Origin of the sequence: Aurantibacter crassamenti, from assembly GCF_016811105.1 — a bacterium.
In the GTDB taxonomy this organism is placed as follows: domain Bacteria; phylum Bacteroidota; class Bacteroidia; order Flavobacteriales; family Flavobacteriaceae; genus Aurantibacter_A; species Aurantibacter_A crassamenti.
In genome coordinates, this window is sequence record NZ_JAFBGM010000001.1 from 220,820 (window position 1) to 235,586 (window position 14,767).

The window sequence follows — 14,767 nt, forward strand, 5'->3', positions numbered from 1 at the left end:
AAATGTATAATTTTGAGTATCCCCTCAGAACTAAAACTACTTTGATGTTGCAAAGAATTTTATACATCTCACTCTGCCTTTTTGTAGCAAGTTGTGGCGTTTCAAAGAAAAAAAGCACACATTCACAATCTCGATCAGTAACCGTAAATGCTTCAGATAAAAGACCGCAAGTAAGTGTTGAAGGTACGCCTACAAACAAAGCGAAAACCATTAGAACTGTTGAAAGAAAATCGATTTCAAAAGCAGATGAAATTATAAATACGGCCCTTACTTTTTCAGGCACACGTTATAAATTTGGTGGTACTTCTAAAAAGGGTATGGATTGTTCCGGACTACTTTATGTTGCATTTGGCGAACATGATGTTTCACTACCACGAGTCTCATATCATATGGCTGAAGAAGGCAAACGCATAAATGTTAGAAATGTTGAAAAAGGTGATCTTTTATTTTTCAAAACAAGCCGAAAAAGTAAACGTATCAATCATGTAGGCATGGTTGTCGCTACCGGTAATGAAGTTAAATTCATTCATGCCAGTTCTTCGCGAGGTGTAATAGTGTCCTCCCTAAGAGAAGGCTATTGGAACTCCGCTTTTGTAAAAGCAAATAGGATACTTTAAAATGCGACTGTTACGCTTTATACCCATTAAGCTAACAGTATTTTTAATTTTAGGTATTGTATTAAATTCATTTATTCAGCTCACCCTCATTCAGGCAATTGTATTAACGGTAGTACTAACAACCATTCTTGCAATTATCTTCATTAAAGTAAAAGATAGAAAAAATCTAGCCTTCGGTAGTGTCACATTTTTACTGACCATTTCAATAGGCATCTTATCATCGGTATTTTCTAATCCCGCGAGTTTATCAAGCCATTATTCTAAATTAAAAAAAGACAAAGCAGAAAGCTGGCACATTAAAATTAGTGAAGTACTAAAACCAACAAACTTCTCAAATAGATATTTTGCCACTTTAATTTCTTTGGATGGCAAAAAAGTTACAGGAAAAATTCTATTAAGTCAGTCAAAAGATTCTGTACAAAAGTTTTTTGAAGTTGATGATGTCTTACATATTGTCGCAACTGCAGAAATTATAAAACCTCCATTAAATCCACATCAATTCGATTACAAAAAATACATGTTGGGCTTAGGAATTCAAGATCAAATTCAGCTAACATCAAACAATTATATTTTAGGGAAAAATTCAACTAAAAGTTTATTTGGTTATGCTTCAAAATTTCGAAATACAATTATCACAAAACTCAAACAAGAAAATTTTGGCGAAGAAGAACTATCCGTTATTCAAGCCCTTTTATTAGGCCAACGCAATGACCTTTCATCAGAGACCTATGATAACTACAAAAATGCCGGCGCTGTTCATATTTTAGCAATATCTGGTTTACATATTGGCATTCTATTACTCTTATTACAATTCTTGTTACAGCCACTTGTATACCTACCCTATGGGAAAAAAATTAAATTGATTTTGACTGTACTATTACTCTGGAGTTTTGCACTTTTAGCTGGACTTTCAGCTTCAATAATTAGATCCGTGACCATGTTTTCTTTTGTTGCCTACGCGATGCATTTAAACAGACCAAGTAATTCATTTAATATTCTTGCGCTTTCTATGTTTTTCATCCTCTTGGTTTTTGACCCTAACCTACTTTTTCAAGTCGGATTTCAAATGAGTTATGCTGCTGTATTTGCAATTGTATGGATCTACCCACTTTTGCAAAAAATATGGCTACCAAAAAATATAATCACTAAAAAAATATGGCAACTACTTTCTGTTAGTCTGGCTGCACAATTGGGTGTTTTACCCATTAGTTTATTCTACTTTCATCAGTTTCCTGGTTTATTCTTTATATCCAATATTATAATAGTTCCCGTTTTGGGAATCATACTAGCTTTAGGGATATTCATAATTACATTATCACTTTTGAACTTGCTACCGCCTTTATTAGTTAGCTTATACAATTCTTTAATAGGATGTATGAACACAGCAATTAATTGGGTGGCAAAGCAGGAAGCATTTATATTTAAGAATATTTCTTTTGACAGTACACAGTTGGTTTTAGCTTACACCGTAATAATTTGCTTAGTACTTTTTTATAATAAGACAAACTTTAAAAGAGCAATGATTTTAGCATGTAGTGTATTATTATTTCAACTCTACACCTTTCATGCAGCATATATTTCGACGCAGCAACAACACTTAATAATAGCACATCAAACTGCTAATACCGTGATGCTACAACACAATGGAAATAATCTAATTACATTAACCTTAGATGATTTAAAGGCAGAACGTTTGACAAAAGATTATGCAGTAGCTGAACGCATTCGTTCAATTGAAAACCTACCAATTAAAAATGCCTATGAATATAAAAATAGCAACATCTTCCTTATGGACAGTTTAGCGCTGTATCCACCAATAAAACAACCCTTAGATTACCTAATATTATCACAGTCACCCAAAATTAATCTAGAACGATTTATAGATTCTATCCATCCAAAGAACATCATTGCAGACGGCAGCAATTACAGGAGTTATATAAGTCGGTGGCAGCAAACATGTTTACAAAGAAAAATCCCTTTTCACTATACTGGTGAAAAGGGAGCATATTATTTTACTATCAATAGTTATCAATGATTTGATAATTCAAACCCTTCATTTTCATCGTCTTTAATAAGAGTTTCTTTATCTTCTGCCCCATGTGTCAATCGCTTCAAAGGTTTCAATAAAAGAATAATCAATAATCCAAAAAGAACTGCGAAAATAAAGAGTCCGCCAAAAATTTTCAATTCACCAGCTTGTACTGAGTATTCACCAATTACACCAGCAACCTTATTACCAAGTCCAGTAGCCGCCCAATAAACGCCCATCATAAGTGCCATATATCTAGCAGGCGCCAATTTTGTAAAAAACGACAAAGATACAGGTGACAGACATAATTCGCCAATCGTATGAAACAAATAAGCTAATACTAACCAATACATTGCTGAACTTCCGTTTGCTTCATATTGTAACGAAGCAAAAACCATATAAACAAAACCCACACCCATTATTACAACACCCGTTGCCATTTTAAATAATGATGAAGCCTCTTTACCCTTTAGCTTTCGTTTTGCCCAAATATTAGCTATAAATACAGCCAAAAGAATAATAAATCCAGCATTTGCTGCTTGAAACAAAGCTGCAGGCACCTCCATACCCATAATCATTCTATTTGTTTTTTCTTCAGCATACAAATTCATCAAACCACCCATTTGTTCAAAGCAGCCCCAAAAAACCACTACCATAAAGAGTGATATAAGTAATACCACATACCTATCTTTTTCAATTTGCCCGTTTAGGTTTTTATAAATCATCATCATAATACCTGTGATAAGAGACAGCGCAATAAACAATATTCCAAAACCCCAATTATCTGGGCCTTCATACGTAAAGCCTGCATATACTGCATAAGCCAACATGACAAGTACAATACCTAACTGTAAGGGAGATTTAAATAATTGAGAAAATAATGTTGCTAAACTAATGTCATTAGATTTATCTACAGAAGTTGGTTCATTACCAACATGTACCAGAAATCGTTGTCCATATAGATAAACAAATAAACCAAGTGCCATGCCAATACCTGCTAGACCAAAGCCTGCATGCCAACCATAAATTGCCGCTACCAAACCAACAGACAGCGATGCCGTAAATGATCCTAAATTTATACCTACGTAAAAAATACTAAACCCTTTATCTCTTCGAATATCATTTGGTTTATAAAGACCACCAACCATAGTTGAAATATTCGGTTTTAGCATACCAACACCAAGAATAACCAAACCAAGACCCGTATAATATGCCCAAATTGCATCAATAGCTAAAACAGCATGACCAAATGTTAGAAGAATAGCACCTATCGTTACAGCTTTTTTCTGACCAATGTATCTATCTGCAATAAAACCACCTGGTATACTCATTAAATAAACCAACATAGTGTACCAGCCGTATAGGGCTAATGCCTCAGTGGTAGTCCAACCTAAACCTGACTGCGGATCATTTTCTAAGGTCTGTGCTGTCATGTACAAAGTTAATAGGGCGCGCATTCCGTAGTACGAAAAACGTTCCCACATTTCTGTAAAAAACAAAACATAAAGGCCTACCGGATGCCCAAAAAGTTCTTTTTTATGTACTGGTTTATCTGTGGTTATCATAGTAAATATTTAAGTTTTTGTTTTAGCACTGATATTTAAAAACAAATTTTATTAGTTCTAGTTTGTTTGTTAAGTCTTTATTCAACCATATTATAAGTTATCAAGAACAAAGTCAGTCATTTTATTATATAAATGTACTCTTGTGTTACCACCGAAAATTCCATGATTTTTATCAGGATAAATTGCCCAATCAAAAGGTTTATTTGCTTGAATTAATGCCTCAATCATGCGCATGGTATGTTGAAGGTGAACATTATCATCAGCTGAACCATGTACTAATAGATACTTTCCTTTTAAAAGCTCAGGGTAATTAAAAGGAGAATTTTCATCATATCCACTAGGGTTTTCTTCAGGCGTACGTAAAAAACGCTCTGTATAAATTGTATCATAAAAACACCATGAAGTAACTGGCGCTACTGCAATAGCCATTTCAAAAACGTCATTACCTTTTAATAATGCATTAGTACTCATGTGTCCGCCATAGCTCCATCCCCATATACCCGTTCTATTTTCATCAATATAAGGTAATTTACTTAATTTTTTAGCAGCTGCAATTTGGTCTTCCGTTTCATATTTTACTAAATTAAGATACGTTGACTTCTTGAAATCAGCACCTTTAAAACCAGTACCTCTGCCATCTACACAAACTACTATATAGCCTTTAGCGACTAATATTTGATGCCAATAATCACGCTCATTAAACCATTTATTGATTACCGATTGTGAACCCGGCCCACTGTACTGATATAGCATCATTGGGTACTTTTTATTAGGATCAAAATCTAACGGCTTAATCATATACATATTAAGTTCGTTGCCATTAATATCAATAGTTGAAAATTCTTTTGGACTTATTTTATACGATTTTAATTTATTTTCAAGTGATTCATTATCAGTTATCACCTTTAGTTTTTTACCATACTTAGATTCATGTAATGCATATTGATTGGGAGTTGTTGCACTAGAATATGTATTTATAAAATGGGAAAAATTAGCACTAAAATCAGCAGAATTCTGTCCGTCTTGGGTTGTTAATCGTTTTTTATGCTTACCACTACTATCTATACTATATACATCTCTGTTGATTGAGCCATTCTCAGTAGATTGATAAAATATCTTGTCATTATTTTGATCGTAGCCGTAGTATTTAGTTACCTCCCACGCCCCATTAGTAATCTGACTCATCAATTCACCATCTTGATTATAAAGATAAATATGGTTATAACCGTCTCTCTCACTGGTACAAACAAAACTATCATCTGCTAAGAAGGTTAAATCATCAGTAACATCTACGTAGGCCTCATCTTTTTCTTCAATTAATAAACGAACCGAATTATCTTTTACATTAACTTCAAGCAATTGCCAATGATTTTGATGCCGATTTAAGGTCTGCACACTCAAGTAGTTTGCATTGTTCATCCATTTTATTCGAGAAATATAATATGGATTTTCTAATCCAACTTTAGTAATGTTTTTAGACGCTACATCATATAAATGCAAACTCACTTTTGAATTATTTTGACCTGCTTTTGGGTACTTAAATTTTTCTTCGGAAGGGTATAATTCAGTTCCATAAACATCCATAGAGAATTCTGGAACATCCGTTTCATCAAACTTTAAAAAGGCAATCTTTGTACTGCTAGAATTCCATTGAAAAGCACGTACAAAAGCAAACTCTTCTTCATAAACCCAATCGGTAACACCATTAATTATTTCATTTTTCTTACCATCAGTGGTAATTTGTTCGGTTAGCTTTGTACTGGTATCAAACAGATAAATATTGTTTTCAGAAACATAAGCAACTTGTTTACCGTCTGGTGAGAGTTTAGGAGATTGAATCTTTTTATCTGAAATCTTAGTATTTGCTTTAGTGGCAATATCATATACATAATAAAAGCCAAGACGTGATCGTCTATATATTGCTTCAATGTCAGAACCCAGCAAAATCTTTGATTCATCTTCACTAAAACTGTAGGAGTGAAAAATGATACCTCCAATATCTGCTGAAGAAACAATTACTTCATCTTTAGCTAAAGTTCGGTAATCATACTTATCAATAGACACTTCACTTCTTTCAGAATCAATAGTTAATATGGTATATTGATTGCCGTTGTTCATTGAACGTAGTGCATCCATACTTCGCGTAGTATAGGCACCTCTATAAATCTCTTCAACGGTAATTGGTTTTTTCTGGGAAGTTGCAGTAGAAGTTACCGCAAATATCAAAAAAAGGAGGGAACCGAATCTCTTCATAAACTTTAAAAATGTTATAAATCTGCCAAGTTTAACGATAATTAAGCGAAAATTAAACTTTATAGGTGAAATAATATGAGTTTAACACACATCATGAGCTAACCAGTAAGTTCAAGTTGTTTATTCAGCTAATCGCTATCTTTGAATTTTAAAATCTAATTGTTATGCCTTCGCCTATTTCAGGATTTTCAAAGCTTACCAAGGAAGAAAAAATTGATTGGTTAGCTACTAATTATTCGGCCAATACTGAATCTACCAAAACCATCATAAAAAAATATTGGAATACTGATTCAAACCTGCAACAACTGCATGATGAATTTATTGAAAACACGCTCACAAACTTTTATTTACCACTAGGTATCGCGCCCAATTTTCTGATTAACAATCAATTATTAGCAATACCCATGGTAATTGAAGAAAGTTCTGTAGTTGCCGCAGCCAGCAGAGCTGCCAAATTTTGGCTTGACAAAGGAGGGTTTAAAACAACGGTGCTGGGCACTGAAAAAGTAGGACAAGTCCATTTTATTTATGTTGGCGATACAAAAAAGCTGACTAATTTTTTTAATGAACTCAAACCAAAATTACATGAAGCTACCAAAAACCTAACCCATAGCATGGAGAAGCGTGGTGGTGGCATTTTAGATATTTCGCTACGAAACAAAACCGCTGACCTTGATAATTACTTTCAATTACACTGCACTTTTGAAACAAAAGATGCAATGGGCGCTAATTTTATCAACTCTTGTTTAGAACAACTCGCAACAACTTTAAAAGAAGAAGCAAATAATTACGAGAGCTTCACCCCTATTGAAAAGAAAATAGAGGTAGTTATGAGCATTTTATCAAATTATGTTCCCAATTGTGTTGTTCGAGCCGAAGTAAGTTGCCCAATTGATAAACTTAATGTTACTGCATCATTAACACCAATTGCCTTTGCTAATAAAATAGTTAGAGCAGTTCAAATTGCTAATGTTGAACCTCATAGAGCAGTTACCCATAATAAAGGTATAATGAACGGCGTAGATGCTGTTGTTTTGGCAACTGGTAACGATTTTAGAGCTATAGAAGCTGGCGTGCATGCTTATGCTTCAAAAGACGGACACTATCGTAGTCTAACCAATGCAACCATTGAAGGGGATATTTTTAGATTTTGGATAGAACTACCACTGGCCTTAGGAACTGTTGGCGGATTAACAAGTATTCATCCTTTGGCAAAACTATCGCTAGAACTATTACAAAAGCCTTCCGCTGAAGAATTAATGCAAATTATTGCTGTTGCAGGGCTTGCACAAAATTTTGCAGCCTTAAGTGCCCTAGTCACCACTGGAATACAACAAGGCCATATGAAAATGCACCTCGGCAATATTCTAACACAATTGGGTGCCACTGAAGCGCAAAAAGAACAATTGACCAATCGTTTTAAAAATGAAACCGTAACGCATAGTGCCGTTGCTGATGCTTTAAAAGTGCTGAACACTAACAAATGAAATCTTTCTATAGTAACGGAAAATTATTATTGACAGGAGAATATGCTGTACTAGATGGCGCTTTAGCATTAGCTATACCAACAAAACATGGACAATCTTTAAAGGTTATTGAGAATAACACATCACAGCTAATATGGAAAAGCTATGATGAAAAAGGCACTCTTTGGCTTGAAGCTACGTATAGTTTACCTACTCTGTCTAAATTAAATAGTTCAGATACTGACCTTTCAAATAAGTTATTGCAAATACTTAAAGAAGCACAAGTCTTGAATCCTGATTTTTTGACAGACTTGAAAGGGTGTACGGTTGAAACAAATCTAGATTTTCCAAGAAATTGGGGTTTAGGCACATCTTCGACTTTGATTAATAACATTGCACAATGGGCCAATGTGAACGCTTTTGATCTTTTGAAAAATTCTTTTGGCGGCAGTGGATATGACATTGCTTGTGCTCAAAATGATTATCCTATTCTTTATCAAATAAAAGAGGGAATACCATCTGTACAAAGAACATCCTTCAAAAAAGAATTTGAAAACAATCTATACTTCGTACATCTAAATAAAAAACAAAATAGTGGAAATGAAATCGCTCGCTATTCTAACCAAAAAATAGATAAAAAAGAATTGGTGAAAAAAGTGAGTAAAATCACCAATCAGCTTATAAAGTGTGATTCATTGCAACAATTTGAAATACTATTAAACCAACATGAAAGTATTCTGGCTACTGCATTAAATAACCAAACTATTAAAGAAATACTTTTTGATGATTTTAACGGCAGTATAAAAAGCTTAGGCGCGTGGGGTGGTGACTTTATCTTAGCAATTGGTGATCAAAACACGCCAGTTTATTTCAAAAAAAAGGGATTCACAACAGTGATCCCCTTTAATAAAATGATTTTATAAGAACTAGTGATTAATAGAAAACGGCTCTATTGTCTTCTATTTCAGCTCCTTCTTTTAATGCGTTATACACAGCAGTATTAACCTTAGTAGCTGTAGCCGATTTCAAATTATTAGCATACGTACTATAATTATCTAACTTGGCCGCTTCTTGCTTTTTAGTCAATGACACCATGAATATCCCGGTTTGACCTTCAATTAAATTAGAAGTTTCACCCTCATTCATTGCGTAAGCCGTACCCACAACTAGCGGTTCACTACCAGCACCTGATATTGTAGGCGACTTAACGGTTACAGCTGTTGCAGTAGATGCAGAAACATTATTATCTTTTGCAAAATCTTCAATAGATTTTCCTTTGTTTGCTCCAATAATTTGAGCTGCTTTTCTTTCTTTTCTAATTTTAGGTAACACTATAGCCGATGCATCTTCAACAGACATTAGTCCTTTAGCATATTTTGCAGTCAATTGTGCAATTGCATAACCGTTATCAACATCAAACCTTTTTATTTCTCCCAATTCAGTTTCTTCGTTAAAAGCCCACTGCACCATAGCACGTTGCGTTGAAAGACCTGGTAGGTTTTCATCCATAGCTTTTATTTTGTTCACTGGTCTAACCACAAATTCTTTTTCTTTAGCCAAATCTGAAAATGCTTTATCTGAACTTTTTGCATCACTTTCAAACTGAGTAGCATCAGTAAACAATTTATTTAATGTTGCTTCAGAAGCTTCTATCTCACGAACCAAAGTTGCAATTTGCACAACATCCTCTTTATCATCAACCTTAATGATATGATAACCAAAATCAGTTTCAACCAAACCAATAGTACCCACTGAATTTCCAAAAGCAAAATCATTAAACTTTGGTACCATTGTACCTTCTTGAAAATAACCTAAATCACCACCATTTGCAGCTGATGGCCCGTCAGAATTGTCACGAGCTAACTCTACAAAAACAACATCTTTTTTCTTAGCTTCTTTTAACAATCTTTTTGCTTCAACTTCAGCCTCTTCTTTTGTTCTTGTCACTTCAGGATTCGCTCGTTGCGCACCTTCATATGCAATTAAAATGTGGCTAGCCTTTACCGATCCGTTTGCTTTTCTACCCATCATTCTAGATATTTTAAAAGCAGCTCCATCTCTATATGGACCAAAAGATTCACCAACTTTAAGAGTCATTAGCGTATCTGCAAATTTTGCTGGCAATGTTTTCTTAGCTTTATATATAGTATCAAATTTCACATCTGAATGACGATCTAAGAAATCAGTCATATCTGTAGTGGTAAGAAAGCCTTCAATGGTATCTGTTTTATCAGTCTGCTGATTATACTCCACAGTTTTATTCAATAGGCTATTTACAGCATCTTCTACAGTTTTTTCATCTTGTGCAGATGGCTTTTCTTCGAAATACACAAATTGAATATCTCTAGCTGGCTCTTGCTGAAACTCATCTTTATGTGCACTGATGTAGCTTGCTATTTCATTTTTAGTAACATTAATAGTACTATCAGCAATTGAAGTATAAGGTACACGTACATATTTAAGGTCTAATTTTTCATTAGCCAATTTATAATCTAATTCACCTTCTTTTAATGAAGCACCTACTCCGGCTTTTATTAAATTAAAATACGTCTGCTCTTTTGCACTTTGAATGATTGATGCCTCATCTTGTAACCAAAGATTATACTGATCTGGGCTATTTGTTTTTAAATCAACAATAAACTGTTTGAATTTGAATTCGTCAAAAACACCACTTTCATTTAAAAACTGAGGATTCTGTGAATACCCCGGGTTTGTTTTGATGTAATTCATTATTTGATCCTTCTCAATATTTACACCAAGATTCTCAAATTGCTCACCTAAAATTGAACCACGTACTTCTTGATCCCAAACCTGATTCACAACTTGCATTGTAGAAGAGTTTGGACCCATTCTACGACTTAAACTTTCTACTTTTTGACGAAATGCATCAACTGGCACTTCATTATCATTTACTTCGCCAATAGCGGAACCTACTTTTGCACCACCACTTCCTAAATTTCCGCTACTAAAAATTCCAGAAATTACGAATGCGAACAAGGCCAAACCGATAATTAAAATTAACACGGTTGTTTGTTTTCTAATATTGCCTAAAATTGCCATCTTCTTGTATTATTTTAAATCAGTTGGCGAAATTAGTGTTTTCCTGTTAATTATTAAAGGAAATTATTGAAACTACGGCAATTGTAATTCCAGTTAAATGACTAGAAAATAAGCACTTTGTAGAAATCTAGTGTAGATCTATGATGCTTTATCTAATATTTGAAGGCTAACTAAGTCTATTTTATTGCTTGATACTTCTAAAATTGTGAATAAAAAATTCTCAACTTGTATCTCTGTATTCTGCTCTGGTATTTCACCTGTACTATGTACAATAAGGCCTGCTAAGGTTTCATACTCATCACTTTTAGGCAACTCAACTTTGTATATTTCATTGATATAGTCAACCTCTAATCGCGCTGAAAACTTAAAATTAGTTTCGTCTATCTGCTCTTCTAAAAAAGTTATTGTATCATGTTCATCTTCAATCTCACCAAAGAGCTCTTCTACAATGTCTTCTACCGTCATAATACCAGAAGTACCACCATATTCATCAAGCACCACTGCAATGCTCTTACGTTTCTTAGTTAAGACATTTAATATATCATGAATGAGCATTGTTTCTGGCACCAATTCTATTGGCAACAAAATACTTTTTATCGTTTTTGGCTTCTTAAAAAGCTCAAAAGAATGTACATACCCTATAATATTGTCAATAGTATCCTTAAAAACTAAAATTTTAGAATAACCGGTTTCACTAAACAATTTGGTTAAATTCTTAGGAGTTTCATGCAATTCAACTGCCATAACCTCAGTTCTAGGCACCATCACCTCACGCGCTTTCACTTTTGAAAATTGTAGCGCATTTTGAAAAATTTGAATTTCCGAATCAACATCATCTTCTTCTTCAACAGTTTCCATTTGCTCAGTAATATAATCACCAAGTTCTATTTTACTAAAGGCAAGTTCAACTTCATCACCATCTGTTTTTAAAAAAGTTCTTAGAATAAAGTCAGAAACCCAAATCACAAAATCTGATATTAATGAAAATAGCAAATAAAATAAATAGGCTGGTATAGCTAGTATTTTCAATAATGAGTTTGAATATATCTGAAATATTACCTTCGGAAGAAATTCTGCTGTCAGAAGAATAACTAAGGTTGATATAATAGTTTGTGTGAGTAAACTAAAATCTGTAAATAAAAGATTCAATACATTGTTTGATGACATATTGAAACTGGCAAACCATTTCATTAATAAGTCACCCATAAAAAAACCATAGATAACAAGTGCAATATTGTTACCAATCAACATTGTAGCAATATACTTTGAAGGTTTTTTAGTCAGTCTAGTTAAGACTTTTGCAAGAAAACCGTCTTGCTTTTTTTCAATTTCAATATGAATTTTATTTGCCGAAATAAAGGCAATTTCCATTCCTGAAAAGAAAGCAGAGAATAACAAAGAGGCAATGATGATGGTGATTTCCACTAGTTACCTTGATTATTATTTTGTTGGTGTTGTTCAAATTTTCTTCGATAGTTTCTTCTAAACAGAAACATACCAATAGATACTATTGCAAAAAAAATAAAGAGGTAGGCATTGTTACGGTCCGTATTCCAATCAGTGTATATTCTGTATAAAGAAAAGAATGCAACACCTATGTACAAATACTCTGTATACTTCAAAATTTTAATCATTTATCTTCTTCTTTAATTAACATAAAACCATAGGTTTTATGAGCATTCAATAAACTCAAATCTTTGTTAAAATCCATTCCTTCGCCATCCATTATTGTTCCGTCTTCGGGGTTGGTATAAGTAAACTTTTCTTGGGTAAATATCCAATCATTATTTTGATCCCAATACAATTGTGGTGCTTCTAGTTTTTTTCCGTCATAACTTTCTATAACCACATTTCCTTGCAAATCTATCAATTTTGTAATATCATAAACAATTCCGTAGTCGGCTGTCACCACACTTTTATTCCCATCCTTATCAAAATAATCAACTTGTAGTCCTTTAGGAAATTTACGATGTGCAAAATTTAAATTCGTAAAAGCCACACAAATTGGACTAGTTAAGACAACATTTACATGAGCAGAGTCAATTTCTTCATTTCTTAATTCTTCTTCTAAAGTAGAATATTTCATTACAAAATTTTCAGCGATACCTTCAGGAAACAATAGAGGTGCCGCTTCTTCACCTACTCGCTTATAACCATCATTACAAGCAAAAAAAAACATTGCCACAATACAGATTGTGGCAATGTTTTTATAATAGTAAGTTGAAAATTTTTTCATTCTTATATACTCGGTACTTTAACGCTACCACCAACCCAACAGCTGAATGTTATTGTCTGACCTGCTTTACCAGAGGTAAAGATATCTTGTTTAGACGGTGCTCTCTCTGAATAGCTCAAAGCCGATTTATTTGCTGTACCACTTATTGATGGATCAACTCTACCCGCTTTTCTAGCTAAGTCAGCTGCTTTCCAATAGATTGCTCTTTTTGAGAAAGTATCTGTACCACAATCATTTGCACTTGACGCATAAAGATTAGCGATAAGTAAATAAGCACGACCATTTGCTGAATTAGCGTCAATAGCTTTTTGCGCATATTTTCTAGCAGTAGACTTACTTCCTTTTCTCTTATTAATTACAGCAACCTTATAGGCAATTTTAGATTTTTTAAGATTATCTGTTTCTAAGCTCAATGCTTTGTCAAAATCAGCTAAAGCACCTGAAGAATCACCATTTTTCATTTTAAGCGTACCACCATACACATATGCATCAGCAGAAGGATCTAACGATAATTGTGCTTCAAATAATTTTTGGAACATTGGGTCGTCTGTACATTCTTTATTAAACATAAGACCAACAGCTCTTTTTACCCATTCTACATTTCCTTTATTTTCTTCAAAAGTTCTCTGATATAAAGGAATCAAGTTTTCACAATCAGCTAAGGGTCCTAATTTAGAATCAATACTACCGGCAATTTTTCCAAAAGATTCTGAATTAGTTCTATCAGCCTTTAATATTTTCTTTTCCTTTGAAGTTAACGATCCGTCTTCTTCTTTTGGTAATAATTTAGCTATTCTATTTGTACGTACAGTAACCTCTTCTTCTACCTTTGCAGTAACATCATCATATACATTAAAAACTTCTTGAAGATCTTTTTTACCCGCCTTATGTAGGTCAACTAAACTAGAAAAATATAAGTACAATGCTTTAGGATTTTTAAAGTTAGCACGATCTTCTTTCATCGCCTTTCCTAAACCTTCATAGATTTCAGCATCATCAGCCATTTTATTATCATACTTTAATAAAGTCTTATCAATAATAACGCTAGCTACACTTGCCTTTTTTGGGAAATATTTCAAACTATTATCCCAAAGTAACATTATATCATTGATAAAGCCATCTTTATCAGCACCTGAAGATTTTTCAATTTTATCTTTTAGTATACGCTCGCCATAAGCAAAATTAGCCCAGTTAATATCAGGGCAATTGTCATAAACCATTTTCCAAGGAGCATATGCTGCATCATAGTTTTTAACTTTTGCATGTTCAACATATATAGATAAGTTGGTCATACATTCTTGATTTTGGGCCTGAGCATTTGCTGCCGTAGAAAGCCCTAAAAAGAGTAATGCCGTGAAGTAAAATTTCGTTTTCATAGTTTTTGATTATTTACAGGGGGTTAAAATACTATTTTTTTTCAAAACCACTATTGTGTTATCTTCAAATTACAGTAAATGTTATTTGAACTCACATCAAAAGTAAAATTCTTTAAATTTTTATCTTAAAATCATTAATTAACCATTCAAAAATATACTATATAC

At 33.4% G+C, this 14,767-nt stretch carries 10 protein-coding genes; 4 read left to right on the forward strand and 6 right to left on the reverse strand.

Annotated elements, in window-relative coordinates:
* Positions 1 to 44: 44 nt before the first annotated feature.
* Entirely contained in the window at positions 45 to 617 is a 573-nt protein-coding gene (locus JQC67_RS00920) for a C40 family peptidase (RefSeq protein ID WP_203250988.1), read from the forward strand.
* 1 nt (position 618) lies between these two features.
* A complete protein-coding gene (locus tag JQC67_RS00925) occupies positions 619 to 2,652 on the forward strand; it encodes a ComEC/Rec2 family competence protein (RefSeq protein ID WP_203250989.1) in 2,034 nt (677 codons plus the stop codon).
* On the opposite strand, the gene JQC67_RS00930 is transcribed toward JQC67_RS00925, so the two are convergent.
* Positions 2,646 to 4,211 carry a peptide MFS transporter gene (locus tag JQC67_RS00930; RefSeq protein WP_203250990.1) on the reverse strand — a complete coding sequence of 522 codons (1,566 nt, stop codon included), beginning with the start codon at positions 4,209 to 4,211 and terminating at the stop codon, positions 2,646 to 2,648. The two genes, JQC67_RS00925 and JQC67_RS00930, sit on opposite strands and share 7 nt — an antisense overlap.
* A gap of 90 nt (positions 4,212 to 4,301) precedes the next feature.
* On the reverse strand, positions 4,302 to 6,464 hold the full coding sequence (locus JQC67_RS00935; RefSeq protein WP_203250991.1) for a S9 family peptidase: 2,163 nt from the start codon (positions 6,462 to 6,464) through the stop codon (positions 4,302 to 4,304).
* 164 nt (positions 6,465 to 6,628) lie between these two features.
* Here JQC67_RS00935 and JQC67_RS00940 point away from each other — a divergent pair, with 164 nt between their 5' ends.
* Both JQC67_RS00940 and JQC67_RS00945 read left to right on the forward strand, forming a co-directional pair.
* Positions 6,629 to 7,951 carry a hydroxymethylglutaryl-CoA reductase, degradative gene (locus tag JQC67_RS00940; RefSeq protein WP_203250992.1) on the forward strand — a complete coding sequence of 441 codons (1,323 nt, stop codon included), beginning with the start codon at positions 6,629 to 6,631 and terminating at the stop codon, positions 7,949 to 7,951.
* Entirely contained in the window at positions 7,948 to 8,853 is a 906-nt protein-coding gene (locus JQC67_RS00945) for a GYDIA family GHMP kinase (protein WP_203250993.1), read from the forward strand. Before JQC67_RS00940 ends, JQC67_RS00945 begins: the two co-directional genes overlap by 4 nt.
* 10 nt (positions 8,854 to 8,863) lie before the next feature.
* Here the strand turns inward: JQC67_RS00945 and JQC67_RS00950 are convergent, their stop codons facing one another.
* The 4 genes from JQC67_RS00950 to JQC67_RS00965 form a co-directional block, all read right to left on the reverse strand.
* On the reverse strand, positions 8,864 to 10,990 hold the full coding sequence (locus tag JQC67_RS00950) for a peptidylprolyl isomerase (RefSeq protein ID WP_203250994.1): 2,127 nt from the start codon (positions 10,988 to 10,990) through the stop codon (positions 8,864 to 8,866).
* A gap of 138 nt (positions 10,991 to 11,128) precedes the next feature.
* The gene (locus JQC67_RS00955) at positions 11,129 to 12,415 is read right to left on the reverse strand and encodes a hemolysin family protein (RefSeq protein WP_203250995.1); all 1,287 of its coding nucleotides are present in this window, start codon (positions 12,413 to 12,415) and stop codon (positions 11,129 to 11,131) included.
* 205 nt (positions 12,416 to 12,620) lie between these two features.
* Positions 12,621 to 13,226: an LPS export ABC transporter periplasmic protein LptC gene (gene lptC, locus JQC67_RS00960; RefSeq protein ID WP_203250996.1), complete on the reverse strand. Its 606-nt coding sequence runs from the start codon at positions 13,224 to 13,226 to the stop codon at positions 12,621 to 12,623.
* Positions 13,227 to 13,228: 2 nt separating this feature from the next.
* Complete coding sequence (locus JQC67_RS00965; RefSeq protein WP_203250997.1) at positions 13,229 to 14,602, reverse strand: hypothetical protein; 1,374 nt, start codon at positions 14,600 to 14,602, stop codon at positions 13,229 to 13,231.
* Between the last annotated feature and the right edge of the window lie 165 nt (positions 14,603 to 14,767).